Raw genomic sequence first — 15,475 nt, forward strand, 5'->3', positions numbered from 1 at the left:
CGCTCGTCAACGGTGGCATGGCCGTCACGCCGAAGCGCAACTTCTTCGAGGAGATCCTGCCCTCGGTCGACTCGGACGAGATGTACAACACATTCTTCCCGCGCGCGAACGCCGGCCTGGGTGTCAACCACATCGACAAGGAGTGGTTCGAGTCGACGCCGTGGTACAAGTTCGCGCGCACCGGGCGAAAGACGGCTGAACGATCCGGATTCTCAACGGCGTTCGTGCCCAACGTGTACGACTTCGAGTACATGAAGAGGGAGGCTGAGGGTCAGGTTACGAAGTCCGCGCTCGCCGGCGAGGTCATCTACGGCAACAACGCCGGCAAGAAGTCGCTCGACAAGACCTACCTCGCACAGGCCGCGGCGACCGGAAAGCTGTCGATCACCACCCTGCACCGGGTCACCAAGGTCGAGCCCGCCCCCGGCGCCGGCTACAACGTGACGATGGAACAGATCGACGAACAAGGCAACATCGTCGCCACCAAGGTCGTCGCGGCGGACCGAGTGTTCTTCGCCGCAGGCAGTGTCGGCACCAGCAAGCTACTCGTGTCGATGAAGGGGCAGGGGCATCTGCCGAACCTGCCGTCGCAGGTCGGCGAGGGCTGGGGCAACAACGGCAACATCATGCTCGGCCGCGCAAACCACATGTGGCACTCCACCGGTTCCAAGCAGTCCACGATCCCGACCCTCGGCATCGACAACTGGGACGACCCGACCGCGCCGATCTTCGCCGAGATCGCTCCACTGCCCGCGGGACTCGAGACCTACGTCAGCCTGTACCTGGCGATCACGAAGAACCCCGAACGTGCTCGTTTCCAGTTCAATCCGAGCACCGGCAAGGTCGATCTCTCCTGGGCTGTGTCTCAGAATCAGAAGGGCATCGACATGGCCAGGGCAGTCTTCGACAAGATCAACAAGAAGGAAGGCACGATCTACCGAACGGATCTGTTCGGCGTTTACAAGAAGTTTGGCGACGACTTCACGTACCACCCGCTGGGCGGCTGCTTGCTGAACTCGGCGACCGACAATTACGGTCGCCTCCCCGAATACCCCGGCCTGTACGTCGTCGACGGTTCCCTCGTCCCCGGCAACGTCGGTGTCAATCCGTTCGTGACGATCACCGCGCTCGCCGAACGGAACATGGAGAAGATCATCTCCACCGATCTCGCCTAGGACCGACTGGCCCCGTGTTCCGTCGACGGAGCACGGGGTCCCGGGCGCGTAGATTCTGCGACCGTCAGGACGCGGAGACCGGGGAGATTATGGCGACTATGCGGTCGAGCGCGTTGTCCTCCAGATCGAAGGTCTCGACGATCTCGACGGTCATCAGCCGCTGCGTTCCGATCCCCGCGTCGAGCAGGTACCGGGAGTGGACGGTGTCATCTGATTCGGTCATCGTCAGTTCCCGCACGCTCTGGACCACGCTGTACTGGATTCCGTGGTTCAGATCGTTCGTCAACTGCTGCCCGTTGAACCCCGTCTGGATACCGGCCTCGACGCGCGTGGCGTCGGGTGTGAATCGAACAGCGCTCGCGTTGTGACTGACGAGCGCGTCGATGTAGGCGCGAGCCATCGCCTCGTTGGGGGTGTCCACAGGGTTCGGTGCGGCCGAGGCTGCGGCAGGGACCGCGAGGGCCACAGCCGTCACAGCGAGCAGGGACATTGTCGACATCTTGGCAATGTGCATGCTGCATCGTAGCCAAAACGTGTTCTTACTCGGGGCGAATCCATCTGTGAACAATTTCCCGAATCCGGTGATCGGCTCGGTCACGATCCAGGATCGCTTCGGTCCTTCCGCTTGTTCTGCAACGCGTTCTAAGGTTGAGAGCCGGGATATGCCCCGTGCAGAGCGCCGTGTGCACGGTCGGCGTCGACGCAGATAAGGAAGGAACACTTCACAGTGACCACAGAGGCATTCATTTATGAAGCCATCCGCACCCCGCGCGGCCGCGGAAAGAAGACAGGTTCGCTGCACTCGGTCAAGCCGATTTCGCTGGTCACCGGCCTGATCGACGAGCTTCGCGCGCGCTTCCCCGACCTTGACGAAGATCGCATCTCGGACCTGATCCTCGGCGTCGTCACCCCCGTCGGCGACCAGGGCATGGACATCGCCCGCGTTGCCGTCAACGACGCTGGACTCCCCGACACCGTCGGTGGCGTCCAGCTCAACCGGTTCTGCGCGTCCGGCCTCGAGGCCGTCAACACCGCCGCCCAGAAAGTGCGCTCCGGCTGGGACGAATTGGTGATCGCAGGTGGTGTCGAGTCGATGTCCCGCGTGCCGATGGGCTCCGACGGTGGAGCATGGGCACTGGACCCGGCCACCAACTACGACAACTACTTCGTTCCGCAGGGCGTGGGCGCCGACCTGATCGCCACGATCGAGGGCTTCTCCCGCGAGGACGTCGACGCTTACGCCGTCCGCTCGCAGGACCTTGCCGCGAAGGCATGGACGGGCGGCTACTTCGCCAAGTCGGTCGTCCCAGTCAAGGACATCAACGGCCTGACCGTCCTGGATCAGGATGAGCACATGCGCCCGGGTACAACCCTCGAGAACCTCGCGGGACTCACCCCGTCCTTCGCCGGTGTCGGCGAGATGGGCGGCTTCGACGCGGTGTCGCTGCAGAAGTATCACTGGGTCGAGAAGATCAACCACGTCCACCACGGCGGCAACAGCTCCGGCATCGTCGACGGCGCCGCACTCGTGCTCGTCGGCTCGGAGCAGGCAGGCAAGGACATGAGCCTGACCCCCCGTGCCCGTGTCGTGGCGACCGCCACGTCCGGCGCCGACTCCACGATCATGCTCACCGGACCGACGCCCGCGTCGAAGAAGGTGCTCGCCTCCGCCGGCCTGACCATCGACGACATGGACCTGGTCGAGATCAACGAGGCGTTCGCGTCCGTGGTGCTGAAGTTCCAGAAGGATCTGAACATCCCCGACGAGAAGCTCAACGTCAACGGTGGAGCCATCGCGATGGGCCACCCGCTCGGGGCCACCGGCGCCATGATCACCGGCACGGTGATCGACGAACTGGAGCGCCGGGGCGGCCGGTACGCCCTCATCACCTTGTGCATCGGCGGCGGCATGGGTGTCGCCACCGTCATCGAGCGCGTCTGACGCAGCGTCCTTCCAGCAGCGTCCTTCCACCAACGTCCTTCCACCGACGTCCTTCCACCAACTAGGACTACCAGGAGACTTGAAGCAGTGAGCGAGCAGAACATCATCAACTGGGAGCAGGACGCCGACGGCATTGTCGTGCTCACCATCGACGATCCCAACCAGGGCGCGAACACAATGAACGACGCCTACATCTCCTCGATGAAGGCGACCGTCGACCGCCTCGTCGACGAGAAGGACTCCATCACCGGTGTCGTCATCACCTCCGGCAAAAAGACGTTCTTCGCGGGTGGCGACCTCAAGAACATGATCAAGGTCGGCCCCGAGAACGCCGCCGAGGTGTACGGCCACGGCGTTGCGATCAAGCAGGATCTGCGCCGGCTGGAAACCCTCGGTAAGCCTGTCGTTGCCGCCATCAACGGCGCCGCCCTCGGTGGTGGCCTCGAGATCGCCCTGGCTACGCATCACCGCATCGCCGCGGACGTGAAGGGCGTCAAGATCGGGCTTCCCGAGGTCACCCTCGGCCTGCTGCCCGGCGGGGGCGGCGTGGTGCGCACCGTCCGGTTGCTGGGTCTGCAGAACGCGCTCATGCAGGTGCTCCTGCAGGGTCAGCAGCGTGGACCCGTGCAGGCCAAGGAGGTCGGACTCGTCGACGAGGTCGTGGCCTCGATCGGCGAACTGGTACCCGCGGCGAAGGCGTGGATCAAGGACAACCCCGAGGGCGGCGTACAGCCGTGGGACGTCAAGGGCTACCGGATCCCCGGCGGCACCCCGTCCAGCCCGGGCCTCGCAGCCAACCTCCCCGCATTCCCCGCGAACCTGCGCAAGCAGCTCAAGGGCGCACCCATGCCGGCTCCGCGCGCGATCATGGCCGCCGCCGTCGAGGGCTCGCAGGTGGACATCGACAACGCGCTCCTCATCGAGGCGCGATACTTCACGTCACTGGTCACCGGTCAGGTCGCGAAGAACATGATCCAGGCGTTCTTCTTCGATCTGCAGGCAATCAACTCCGGCGCCTCCCGCCCGGACGGTATCGGGAAGACCCCGATCACCAAGATCGGCGTGCTCGGTGCCGGAATGATGGGCGCCGGAATCGCGTACGTGTCGGCGAAGGCAGGCTTCGACGTCGTCCTGAAGGACGTCACCCTCGAGGCCGCGAACAAGGGCAAGGCATACTCCGAGGCCATCGAGGCCAAGGCACTCTCGCGCGGCAAGACCACCGAAGAGAAGTCGAAGGCCCTACTCGGCCGGATCAAGCCGGCCGCCGACCCGGCCGACTTCGCCGGTGTCGACTTCGTCATCGAGGCGGTGTTCGAGAGCCAGGAACTCAAGCACAAGGTGTTCCAGGAGATCGAAGACATCGTCGATCCCAAGGCGTTGCTGGGCTCGAACACGTCGACTCTGCCGATCACCGGCCTCGCGACGGGTGTGAAGCGGCAAGAGGACTTCATCGGAATCCACTTCTTCTCACCCGTCGACAAGATGCCTCTCGTGGAGATCATCCGCGGCGAGAAGACGTCTGACGAGGCGCTGGCCCGGGTATTCGACTACGTCCAGGCCATTCGGAAGACCCCGATCGTCGTCACCGACTCGCGTGGCTTCTTCACCTCGCGCGTCATCGGCACGTTCATCAACGAGGCGATCGGCATGCTCGCGGAGGGTATCGAACCCGCCACCATCGAGCAGGCAGGAATGCAGGCCGGCTACCCGGCGGCACCGCTGCAACTGTCGGACGAGCTGAACCTCACGCTGATGCAAAAGATCCGCAAGGAGACGGCGCAGGCTGCCAAGGCTGCGGGTAGGGAACTGCCTGCTGACGCCGCGGGCGAGGTCATCAACACTCTCGTCGAGAAGTACGACCGCAAGGGCAAGCTCGGCGGGGCTGGATTCTACGACTACGTCGACGGCAAGCGCACCGGCCTGTGGCCCGGGCTGCGGGAGACCTTCGGTTCCAAGGAACTCGAGGCCCCATTCGAGGATCTCGTCGAGCGCATGCTGTTCATCGAGGCCATCGAGACGCAGAAGTGCTTCGACGAGGGCGTGCTTCTCACCACGGCCGACGCCAACATCGGCTCGATCATGGGCATTGGCTTCCCAGCCTGGACCGGCGGTGTGTCGCAGTACATTCAGGGCTACGAAGGCGGCCAAGCCGGCTTCGTCAAGCGCGCTGAAGAACTCGCCGCCAAATACGGTGAGCGCTTCACCCCGCCGGCTTCACTGAAGTAACGGCCAGGCGTGCATGGTTGGCGAGTTTGCGGATTCGTCAACCATGCACAGCCGGAGTTGTCCTCCCCAATTCGGGAGCCATCCGCAGGTCAAGTCTCTTCCCTGGTGTGATGCGGGACCGGTCGGGGGTCCCGGCATCACACCAGGGTTGCCTACGTCCACCACGGGCGGAGGGGGACTTGTGACTCACCATTGGGGCTCAGCTTGACGGCGAGGACCTGGTGGAGTTGAACGGCGTTGCGCTCGAACCCGAGTCGTGAGCCGGCCATGTACAGGCCCCAGACGCGGGCGGTTCCCTCTCCGACTTCAGCGACGCAGGCGTCCCAGTGGTCGACGAGGTTCTGGCACCAACCGGCGAGGGTCAGTGCGTAGTGCTCGCGGAGGTTCTCCTCGTGCCGGACCTCGAGGCCCACGTTCTGGATCTCGGAGATGATCCGCCCGGAGCCGGTGAGCTCCCCGTCCGGGAAGACGTATCGGTCGATGAAGCCGCCGGCACGTGCCTGGCTCTTGTTGCCGGGCCGGGTGATGCAGTGGTTCAGCAGCCGGCCGCCATCGCGGAGTTTGCTCTGTAGCAGGCTGAAGTAGGCCGGGTAATTGTCGACGCCTATGTGCTCGGTCAGGCCGATCGACGAGATGGCGTCGAATCCCGTCTCGGGGACGTCGCGGTAGTCGGTGAACCGCACCTCGGCGAGTTCGGACAGGCCTTCTTCCGCGATGGCCTTCTGCGCCCAGTCGGCTTGGGCGCGAGACAATGTGGCACCGATGACCCTGACGCCACGCCGGGCCGCGTACCGGACCATAGAGCCCCAGCCACAACCGATGTCGAGCAGTCGGTCGCCGGGCTGGAGGCCGAGTTTCTCGAACACGAGGCGGTACTTGTTGTCTTGTGCCTCTTCGAGCGTCTGGTCGGCGTTGTCGTAGCACGCGCACGTGTACGTCATGGACGGCCCGAGGACATATTCGTAGAAGGTGTTCGAGACGTCGTAGTGGTGGTGGATCGCTTCGGCGTCACGAGACTTGGAGTGCCGCAGTCCTTCTGCGACCCGACGCCACCGTGGCAGGTGCTCCTGTGGAGGGGGCGCGATGGGGCGCAGCAGATCCCAGCCGAGCGACCGGGTGATGGTCGCGAGCGTCTTCGCGGACGGGCGACGGAACTGCAGCTTGTCGCCCATCACCCGAAGGATCTCGTACGGGTCACCGGGGTGGACGCCGCTCGCCTCGAGGTCGCCGGCCACGTACGCGCGGGCCATGCCGAGGTCACCCGGAGCCGTAGCCAGGTAAGTCGTGCCACGGGTGGACTTGAGATGTAGGCCGTAGGGAGCATCTTCAGGGCCGGCGGCACTGCCGTCGTATGCGGAGAATCGCACGGGGAGATCGCCGTCGGACAGAGTTTCCAAAATCTCTGCGATGGCCAGCTTGTCTTCGGGGGAGCCTGAAGCTCTCAGAGTTGTCATCGACGTTGCACCGCCTTGGAGAATAGGTCCAGTAACCGTGAATCCGGGTCGTAGTGTCTTTTCAGTTCCGTGTATCGATCGCCTCCGTAGTAGAGCCGTTCGAAGTCTTCTCGTGAGTAGTACGAGTCGGAGTAGAGGGACTTGTGTCCTTCGAAATCGGTGACCTTGTCCTCGATCAGCCGATTCGCTGCCCCCTCCGGATTACCCGGAACGAGCGGCACCGATGACCAGAATCCGATGTTCACGTAGGTGCGCTTCGGTTCCAGGGGGTACAGGGGCCAGGGGCGCTGTGAGGATGCTCCCGCGGGGGCGGGTTCCCGCAACCTCAATGGACACATCCACAACGGTTCGATCGGAATCTCCGCCAGGAACCAGCGAACGAAATCCGCGGTGCGCTCGATGGGGACTTCGACGTCCTGGACGACGCGTTCACGCGGCGGATTGCCCGCGCGCTTCTCGAGTCGATCACCAATGCCGTACTTGTGGTCGAGGGCGATGAGTTTCCAGTAGAAACTGCTACGGAGAAGTCTCTTCGGCCACAGCCGGCGAATGGTCGGATTTTGGGCGCCGAACGCACGCGAGCACCAGAACCAGTCGGTATCCCAGCGCCACAGGTAGTCTCGAATGGCAAGTTTATCCGTTTTAGGACAATTCACGGATGCGTGCTGGATCGACTGGTAGTAGATGCTGCTACCGGTGTAGTCGCTGAGGGGGCCGACCTCGTCGGTTTGGTGGCCAAGGGTCAGGTAGCTTTCGGTTTCGGTGAAGACCACGCCGTCCAAGTAGTCGACGGCGATGCCGTCGTGGACGCGATCGTTCACGATCCGGTCCATGGCCATCTGCAGTTCGTCGAGGGAATCGAAACGTAGATGACGCAGTGCCACAAACTGTTTGACCGGTTCGAGTTGAATTCGCAATCGTGTCGAGTAGCCGAGTGTTCCGTAGGAATTCGGGAACCCCCAGAACAGGTCGGCGTTCTCGCCCTCGGGAATCGCAGTGACGATGTTGCCGCTGCCCGTCAGGACGTCCATTTCGAGGACCGATTCGTGCGGGAGGCCACTGCGGAAGGACGTCGACTCGATGCCGAGGCCGGTGACGGCACCGCCGAGCGTGATGGTCTTGAGTTGCGGAACCACCAGCGGCGCCAGTCCGTACGGCAGGGTGGCGTCGACCAGATCTTCATATGTGCACATTCCGGCGACGTCGGCGGTACGTGCCAGCGGATCGACGGAGATGACTCCGTCCAGACCGGAGACGTCGAGGCCGGGCGCGCGGGTCTGTGCACGGGCCCGGAAGAGATTGGACGTTTTCTTCGCCAGTCGCACGTCGGCGTTCGAGGGGATTGCGCGATAGGAGGCGAGGAGACGCTCGACGCCGGCGCGGTGTGCGTCGAGTCCGGTGAGGGACGGACTTCGATGCGCACCTCGACGAAGTCGGCGCCCGACGACACCGAAGGGACGTCTACCCTCCCGCATGCTTTTCAGTAATTCGACCGAAGAGGCAGCCACACCTCTGACGTTATATGTCTGCGCGGATTTACGTCACGCATATCGGCCCGGACCCCGGAAGATTGACCCAATTGTCGTATTGATTCGCGGTGTCGAGTCCGGTGGTCGGCGAGTTCGAGGGTTGGTGAACTAACTCACAGTGGACAGTGGCGTAGTCGTCCGCCGGAGCACTCCCCGGGCAGGATGAGGGGAAAGCGCGTCGGACAAACCGTTCAGTAAGAGGAGTCGTCACAGTGGGCCAGGTCAGCGCAAGCAACTCGATCACCGTCGCAGCCACCCCGGAGGAGACGCTCGCGGCTTTGACGGACTACGAATCGGTGCGCCCGCGCATTCTCGGTGGGCAGTACTTGGACTACCGCGTCGTCGAGGGCGGGCAGGGCGACGGAACGGTGGCGCGGTGGACGCTGAAGGCGACCGAGAAGCGGTCGCGTGACGTCGAGGCCACGGTTTCGGTGTCGGGCAACACGATCACGGAGGCGGATTCGAACTCCTCGCTCGTCACCACCTGGGCGGTGGCGCCGAGCGGAAAGGGTTCGACGGTGACCATGACCACCAGATGGAGGGGCGCCGGCGGCGTCGGCGGGTTCTTCGAGAGAACTTTCGCGCCGCGCGGCCTCGAGAAGATTCAGGCGCAGGTGCTAGCGAAGCTCGAGCGCGAACTCGCCTGAGGCGTCCACCGTCTACGCTGGCAGGAAACCGCAGAAAGGACCACGTCAGTGCAACCAGGTGGACAACCCGACATGTCACAGCTTCTCGCGCAAGCGCAGCAGATGCAGCAGCAACTGATGGCCGCCCAGCAGGAGATGGCCGGAGCCGAGGTCACCGGGCAGGCCGGCGGGGGGCTCGTGACCGCGACAGTCAAGGGGACCGGTGAAGTGATCGGTCTGAAGATCGATCCCAAGGTCGTCGATCCCGACGACATCGAGACTCTGCAGGACCTCGTGATCGGCGCCATCGAGGACGCGTCGAGCAAGGCACAGGAGATCGCGGCGCAGAAGCTCGGTCCGCTCGCGGGCGGATTCGGCGGGGGAGGCCTGCCCGGTCTCCCCGGGTTCTAGAGGACCGCCGTGTACGAAGGTCCGGTTCAGGATCTGATCGACGAACTCGGCAAGCTGCCCGGTATCGGGCCGAAGAGCGCGCAGCGCATCGCGTTCCACCTACTCAGCGTCGAACCGCCCGAAATTGACCGGCTCGGGAGCGCCCTGCAGCGGGTGCGTGACGGCGTCCAGTTCTGCGTTGTGTGCGGCACCGTCTCCGACGGGGAGCAGTGCCGCATCTGCGCCGATCCGCGCCGCGACCGCACCGTGATCTGCGTGGTGGAGGAGCCGAAAGATGTGCAGGCAGTGGAGCGGACACGTGAGTTCAAGGGCCGCTATCATGTGCTCGGCGGTGCCCTGGACCCGCTGTCGGGTGTCGGGCCAGACCAACTCCGCATTCGGGAGTTGCTTGCGCGCATCGGCAATCAAGAGGATGGCGTCGATGTCGCCGAGGTGATCATCGCAACCGATCCCAACACCGAGGGGGAGGCTACCGCGACGTACCTCGTGCGGATGCTCCGAGACTTCCCCGGTCTGACCGTCAGCCGGATCGCATCAGGTCTGCCCATGGGCGGCGATCTCGAGTTCGCCGACGAACTCACGCTGGGCCGGGCGTTGTCGGGAAGACGCACCCTGTGATCTCAGACGCGGGGATCTCAGACGCGGGGATGTCGGGCCAGAGCACGCCCTCTCCGTCGAAGCGAACGGCCGAGCAGTCGCGGTCGATGATCTTCGACGCCGCCGGGCGGGCGTTTGCGACGCGTCCGTACCGCGAGATCACGCTCAAGGAGATAGCCGAGGAAGCAGGGGTCAGCGCGCCGCTGATCATCAAGTACTTCGGGTCCAAGGAGCAGTTGTTCGATGCGCTCGTCGATTTTCGCGCAGCCGCGGAGTTGGTGTTCGGCGGGCCGCTGGACGGGCTCGGCGCGCGGATGGTGTCGCTGTTCGCGCGTCCGCTGGAACCGTACAAACCGCTGTCGATGAGCATCCTGTTCATGAGCGGGCCCAGCGAAGAGAGCAGCCGCAAGCTGCGTGCCAACTATTCGTCGCAGATGGTCGACGCGCTCGCCGAACGACTGACCGGAATGGATTCTCGGCTGCGGGCCGAACTGGTGATGTCGATGCTGACCGGGCTCGCGATCATGCGTCGCAGGATGATGCAGGAACACGCGACCGGCACCCCGGACGATGTGGTGGCGTACTACGCGCCACTAGTGCAGGAGTTGCTCGACGGCTGAGAGCGCACTACTCGGTTTGCAAGGTAAATGATTGTTCACCTAATGTGGTGAACAATCATTTACCAGCTGTGTGCGGGGGAGGGCACTTGACGACGCCGTCGACGCACCCCACCTCCGCGCTCCAGGAGCGATACGCCGATCAGGGTTCGTCGCGCGGATCTCGGGCACTCTTTCCGATCCTTGCCTTTGCAGGTGTGTTTCAGGCTGTCCTGCAGACCGTGATGGTGCCTCTTCTGCCAAGCATGCCGTCGTTCACGGGGGCGAGTCAGACGTCCGTGTCCTGGCTCATTACCACCACTCTTCTCGTCGGCGCGGTGATAACACCGATTTTTGGGCGTCTCGCCGACATGTTCGGCAAGAAGCGGATGCTGCTCGTCGCCCTGGTCGTCATGACGTTAGGCGCGGTGATCTGCGCGGTGACATCGGACATCGCGGTGCTGATCTTCGCGCGAGGGCTGCAGGGGGCGGGCGCCGCCGTCATCCCGGTCGGAATCTCGATTCTCCGCGACGAATTGCCCCGGGAGAAGGTCGACCCAGCCATCGCGATGATGAGCTCGTCCCTCGGAATAGGCACGGCTCTCGGGATTCCGTTCGCGGCCGCCATTGCCAGGTATTCCAACTGGCACGTCCTGTTCTGGGTCATCGCGGCGATCGGCCTGGCTGTCACCACGGCGGCGGCGCTGTTCATCCGCGAGTCCGACGTTCGATCCGGGGGACGTTTCGACGGCGTCGGCGCGGTCGGCCTGACCGCGGCCCTCGTCTGCCTGCTCGTCCCGATCACGCAGGGCAGCTCGTGGGGTTGGGGCAGTCCCGCTGTGCTGGGGATGTTCGCGTCTTCTGTGTTCCTGTTCGCGCTGTGGGGATTTCAGCAGATGCGGAATCGGAATCCGCTCGTCGACCTACGTGCGTCGGGACGTCGGTCTCTGCTGCTGCCGCACGTGACCGCGCTCCTCGTGGGGTTCGCTTTCTACGGAAACGCTCTGATCACCACTCAACAACTGCAGGCACCTGGCGGAGACGCCGGCTACGGCCTGACGATCCTCGAGGCGGCGCTGGCCCAGCTACCGACGAGTCTGTCGATGATCATCTTCGCCCAGGTCGGCGTCCGGGTGTCTAGACGCTACGGCCCCAAGGTGACGATCCTGGTGGGCGGTGCGTGTCTCGTTGTCGGCTACGTGGTGCACGCGGTTCCACACAAGCCGCTGTGGATGGTGATCGCCGCCCTCGCATTCGCGGCGGTCGGCACCGCGTTGGTGTACAGCACGCTGCCGATGCTGATCGTCCGGGCCGTGCCGGCATCGCAGATGGCCGCCGCCAACGGCGTCAACGTGCTGCTGCGGACGGTCGGCACCACCATGTGCAGTGCGGTTGTCGCGACCGTCCTCGCAGCGAGCATGGTGGGCGGGGTTGCATCACCGGCCGGATTCTCGCTCGCCTACGGGGTCTGCGCGGTGCTGGCGGCCCTGGTATTCATGGTCGCCCTGGCGCTACCGGGACACGACCGCGCGGAGAAGAGTCCCGCAGAGCCACTTGTGACGTAGACCACTCGCGCGTATGGTGGGAAATGCGGATCGAGGAATGTACCTGTGAGCAGAGAAAACTCGAGAAGCAGAGATCCGGCCGAGAATGCTGAGGCATTCCCGGCCGAACCCCTGTCTGGGGGCAGTTGCTTTTCTACCCATTCGGTGTGTGGACCCGCGTGAATTCGACGGCGGCTGTGTGGGATCAGAAAAGTGGGAATGCTCTCGCACTTGGTTGCGCCGGACGCTCGGTCGAGGTGCATTCGCATCCAAGTTCTGCGCCGGAAGTGATCCCACGGGTTGAGTGCCGTGAAGTACAACGTGATCGATGTCTGCACCCAATCATCGGTTGAGACGATCGAAGCGGCACTGCGCGCCGACTTGCACGCCGAAACCATCAGAGTTCCGGCAAGGTCGTGACGATGCAGCCTTGAGCGGTGGTTTTGGGTTGTGGGTGAAACGTCGGCGAGGCGGTGATCGAGGGCGGGCACGGTCGCTGCGGCGATGATACGGGCCGCGTCCTCCCCGATCAGACCCAATATGAGGCCATCCGTGTATCCCCCGATCGTCGGAACACAACGAGCAGACGGGCGCGGCCGGCCCACAAACGGAGATTGTCGCGTTCGTTGTTCACCGTGACGCCGAGCGCAACGTAGAGGTTCGGGAGGTTGTCCCGGGTCTCGTAGTCGAACCACGATCAGGTCAACCGTTGTTCAAGAAGTCCCAATCCTGTTGACATTGTCTCCGGCCGCAGATATAAATTGTCCTCGCCGTCTACGTGCTAGTCAGGAGATTGCTCTTGAGTATGTTTGACCGCAGATCCTTGATTGTGTCTTCACTAATAGTCCACACCTATCGGTTGTACCGATAGGTGTGGCAAGTGCAGACACACAGACATCACAAGGTCTTCCCGTTTTCACTGACACCATTCCTTCCATCGCTGCTGGCCTTTTCAGGCCCCCGCCAGCTTGCGGTGATAAAGAATGGTTCACCAGACGATACCTCCATTGCCGGCAGTCAGGGCATTCAGGGATTTCTAGAACCTGGGACTTGGAGAACTAATGGTGGTGTAGAACCTCTCGATCCGAGATCGAACACTCCTAGAGATGCAGACGGAAACCCCGTATGCGGTTGGATAGTCTCCGACGGCGGATTTCCAATCGGAACTCTTGGCGGTACCGTTGGTGGGCAAATTAGAGAAAATGGTTCGAGCGCAGGTCCGATTACGGTCACCATTTTGGATAGCGATTTCGAATTCCAGATAAATGGCTGTGACACTTGGACCAGGGTTCCGGCAGAGTCGTGCCGATGTAGCCTTGGGCGGCCGTTTTGGGTTGTGGGTGAAACGTCGGCGAGGCGACGATCGAGGGCGTGCACGGTCGCTGCGGCGATCTACGGTTGGCCGGCCACTTTGGTATCGCCGCAACGCTACGCCACCACGCGCCGAGACCCACACTTGCCCGGTCGAACTCCTTCTGTCCATCTGACGTGGAATTGTGCGATTTTGCCGAGGAGCTGGGCTAACATCACGACCCGAACGTCCCACCCGTGAAAAAGTCGAGGACTGTCGGGCGGCGTCGATCCGCGGCCTCACAGTCCGCGTGCACCGCCCGACAATATCCTCCTTTTTGTTGTCTTCTGCCGATGGATCAAACAAGAATGTCTCCGATATTATCTAAGTGGAAAGTACGGGTTTCGTGAATCAAAACGAACAATTGATACATACGCTGTATACGGCTATACAGAACAAAGAATTCGAAGTTGTAAAATCGTGTTATCATGAAAACGCTACGTTTTCTGACAATATATTCCCAAATTTGTCCGGCAAAGAACCTGCCGCAATGTGGCATATGATGATTGGCAGTACTCCTACGCTCGAATTATCCTATGACAGCGTTAAAGCAGACGAATTCGGAGGAGGCGCTAGGTGGATTGGCAACTACACCTTCTCGGAAACGGGGAGAAGTGTAAGGAACAATATCATCCATGCCTCCTTTGAATTCAAAGACGGAAAAATCATTAGACATGAAGACAGTTTTGATCTATACAGATGGTCTCGAATGGCTTTGGGCCCAACGGGGTGGTTACTAGGCTGGACACCCCTCTTCAAGAAGAGTTTGCAGAAACAAGCGGCTGGATTGCTGCCAAAATTCATTCATGACCACCCTGAATATGGGAGCTGAGTCAGCTTGTTCAGAGTCTTTCAGAAAAAGGGGAACGATATCACGTGAATCAAAACGAACAATTGATACATACGCTATATACAGCTCTGCAAGACAGAGACTTCGAAGTTGTCAAATCATGCTATGGCAAGGATGCTACATTTACGGACCATGTATTTCCGAGTCTATCGGGCAAAGAACCTGCTGCGATGTGGCATATGCTGATCGGCGGTAATCCGAAGATGAAATTGACTTATGACAGTGTGGAAGCGGACGAATCTAGAGGACGAGCTAGGTGGATTGGCAACTATTTGTTTTCTCAAACGGGAAGAATGGTACAGGACAATATCATCTATGCCTCCTTTGAATTCAAGAACGGCAAAATTGTCAAGCATGAAGACAGCTTTGATCTCTATCGATGGTGTCGGATGGCTTTTGGCCCACTCGGATGGCTGTTGGGCTGGACTCCACTCTTCAAGAGAACCCTGCAGAAGAAAGCGGCTCAAAAACTGCAGCAATTTGTCCATGATCGCCCTGAATATGAAAGCAAAATTGCCTAGGGGTAGTTTCAGGGTTCCGGCAAAATCGTGACGATGTAGCCCTGAGCGGCGGTTTCGGGTTGTGGGTGAAGCGCGAAGTCAATGTCGACGAGTCGATCTTCTGGGAACCCGGTGAACCGGATATCTGTGTCCTGATCGACAGCCGAGACCTCGACCGTGACGGTGAACGACAACATGCGATCGCATTCGCCGTATTCGATTCGCTCGCGAAGGTCATCTCCGATCAGATCGAGATGTTCGCGGAGGATGACACCTCGAATCCGCGAACGCCCCGCCATCAACGCCGCGTAACTTGCCCACGTCAGGCCCCAGCGTTCATCATGCTCCGGGACTCCTCACCATGCCCGGAACAGACGTGGGGACGCATTTCCTCAGGGCCGGAGAGGGCGGTGTCATGCCGTGGAAGCAACGGAGTCAACGAGTAGCTTGCTGAACACTTCCCGTGGAGTTCGGTAGCCGAGGACGGCACGGGGCCGATCGTTGAGCTCGTCGGCGATCGCGTCGAGGTAGGGCTGGTGATCGGTGATCTCGATGCCCTTGGGCAAGTACTCACGGATCAACCCGTTGGTGTTCTCGTTCGTCGGCCGCTCCCACGGCGAGTGCGGGTGCGCGAAGTACACCGGCAGATTCGTGGCCAGGGTCAACTCCGCGTG

15 protein-coding genes are annotated in these 15,475 nt (G+C 62.0%); 10 read left to right on the forward strand and 5 right to left on the reverse strand.

Features of this window, described 5'->3' with window-relative positions; translation table 11 throughout:
- The coding region (locus RM2_RS25440; RefSeq protein ID WP_072691544.1) for a GMC oxidoreductase at positions 1-1,175 on the forward strand (1,175 nt) is incomplete at its 5' end.
- Positions 1,176-1,239: 64 nt separating this feature from the next.
- Here RM2_RS25440 and RM2_RS21550 read toward each other — a convergent pair.
- The gene (locus RM2_RS21550; protein WP_245814087.1) at positions 1,240-1,665 is read right to left on the reverse strand and encodes a DUF8021 domain-containing protein; all 426 of its coding nucleotides are present in this window, start codon (positions 1,663-1,665) and stop codon (positions 1,240-1,242) included.
- 237 nt (positions 1,666-1,902) lie between these two features.
- Between RM2_RS21550 and RM2_RS21555 the strand changes: the two genes are divergently transcribed.
- Entirely contained in the window at positions 1,903-3,117 is a 1,215-nt protein-coding gene (locus tag RM2_RS21555) for an acetyl-CoA C-acetyltransferase (protein WP_072691545.1), read from the forward strand.
- 87 nt (positions 3,118-3,204) lie between these two features.
- The gene (locus RM2_RS21560) at positions 3,205-5,343 is read left to right on the forward strand and encodes a 3-hydroxyacyl-CoA dehydrogenase NAD-binding domain-containing protein (protein WP_072691546.1); all 2,139 of its coding nucleotides are present in this window, start codon (positions 3,205-3,207) and stop codon (positions 5,341-5,343) included.
- A 152-nt stretch (positions 5,344-5,495) separates the two neighbouring features.
- Here the strand turns inward: RM2_RS21560 and RM2_RS21565 are convergent, their stop codons facing one another.
- Positions 5,496-6,797 (reverse strand): class I SAM-dependent methyltransferase, encoded by a 1,302-nt coding sequence (locus RM2_RS21565; protein WP_072691547.1) that lies wholly within the window; start codon positions 6,795-6,797, stop codon positions 5,496-5,498.
- The gene (locus tag RM2_RS21570; RefSeq protein ID WP_072691548.1) at positions 6,794-8,272 is read right to left on the reverse strand and encodes an FAD-binding oxidoreductase; all 1,479 of its coding nucleotides are present in this window, start codon (positions 8,270-8,272) and stop codon (positions 6,794-6,796) included. Before RM2_RS21570 ends, RM2_RS21565 begins: the two co-directional genes overlap by 4 nt.
- 266 nt (positions 8,273-8,538) lie before the next feature.
- Here RM2_RS21570 and RM2_RS21575 point away from each other — a divergent pair, with 266 nt between their 5' ends.
- The 7 genes from RM2_RS21575 (at position 8,539) to RM2_RS21605 (ending at position 14,822) form a co-directional block, all read left to right on the forward strand.
- Positions 8,539-8,973 carry an SRPBCC family protein gene (locus RM2_RS21575; protein ID WP_072691549.1) on the forward strand — a complete coding sequence of 145 codons (435 nt, stop codon included), beginning with the start codon at positions 8,539-8,541 and terminating at the stop codon, positions 8,971-8,973.
- 48 nt (positions 8,974-9,021) lie between these two features.
- Entirely contained in the window at positions 9,022-9,363 is a 342-nt protein-coding gene (locus tag RM2_RS21580; protein WP_072691550.1) for a YbaB/EbfC family nucleoid-associated protein, read from the forward strand.
- A 9-nt stretch (positions 9,364-9,372) separates the two neighbouring features.
- Entirely contained in the window at positions 9,373-9,981 is a 609-nt protein-coding gene (recR, locus tag RM2_RS21585) for a recombination mediator RecR (protein ID WP_072691551.1), read from the forward strand.
- Positions 9,982-10,010: 29 nt separating this feature from the next.
- A complete protein-coding gene (locus tag RM2_RS21590; RefSeq protein WP_072691557.1) occupies positions 10,011-10,580 on the forward strand; it encodes a TetR/AcrR family transcriptional regulator in 570 nt (189 codons plus the stop codon).
- 86 nt (positions 10,581-10,666) lie between these two features.
- Positions 10,667-12,121: an MFS transporter gene (locus RM2_RS21595; RefSeq protein WP_072691552.1), complete on the forward strand. Its 1,455-nt coding sequence runs from the start codon at positions 10,667-10,669 to the stop codon at positions 12,119-12,121.
- A gap of 1,676 nt (positions 12,122-13,797) precedes the next feature.
- Positions 13,798-14,283: a nuclear transport factor 2 family protein gene (locus RM2_RS21600; RefSeq protein ID WP_072691553.1), complete on the forward strand. Its 486-nt coding sequence runs from the start codon at positions 13,798-13,800 to the stop codon at positions 14,281-14,283.
- A 44-nt stretch (positions 14,284-14,327) separates the two neighbouring features.
- Positions 14,328-14,822 (forward strand): nuclear transport factor 2 family protein, encoded by a 495-nt coding sequence (locus RM2_RS21605; protein WP_072691554.1) that lies wholly within the window; start codon positions 14,328-14,330, stop codon positions 14,820-14,822.
- An 8-nt stretch (positions 14,823-14,830) separates the two neighbouring features.
- On the opposite strand, the gene RM2_RS21610 is transcribed toward RM2_RS21605, so the two are convergent.
- Complete coding sequence (locus tag RM2_RS21610) at positions 14,831-15,100, reverse strand: hypothetical protein (RefSeq protein ID WP_072691555.1); 270 nt, start codon at positions 15,098-15,100, stop codon at positions 14,831-14,833.
- A 114-nt stretch (positions 15,101-15,214) separates the two neighbouring features.
- The coding region (locus tag RM2_RS21615; protein WP_139277879.1) for an IS30 family transposase at positions 15,215-15,475 on the reverse strand (261 nt) is incomplete at its 5' end.

Source organism: Rhodococcus marinonascens NBRC 14363, assembly GCF_001894885.1.
Lineage (GTDB): Bacteria > Actinomycetota > Actinomycetes > Mycobacteriales > Mycobacteriaceae > Rhodococcus_F > Rhodococcus_F marinonascens.

Coding starts and splice junctions, on each gene's coding strand:
- RM2_RS21550 (WP_245814087.1), bottom strand. CDS start 1,665: ATGTCCCTGCTCGCTGTGACGGCTGTGGCCCTCGCGGTCCCTGCCGCA.
- RM2_RS21565 (WP_072691547.1), bottom strand. CDS start 6,797: ATGACAACTCTGAGAGCTTCAGGCTCCCCCGAAGACAAGCTGGCCATC.
- RM2_RS21570 (WP_072691548.1), bottom strand. CDS start 8,272: ATGCGGGAGGGTAGACGTCCCTTCGGTGTCGTCGGGCGCCGACTTCGT.
- RM2_RS21590 (WP_072691557.1), top strand. CDS start 10,011: ATGTCGGGCCAGAGCACGCCCTCTCCGTCGAAGCGAACGGCCGAGCAG.
- RM2_RS21610 (WP_072691555.1), bottom strand. CDS start 15,100: ATGGCGGGGCGTTCGCGGATTCGAGGTGTCATCCTCCGCGAACATCTC.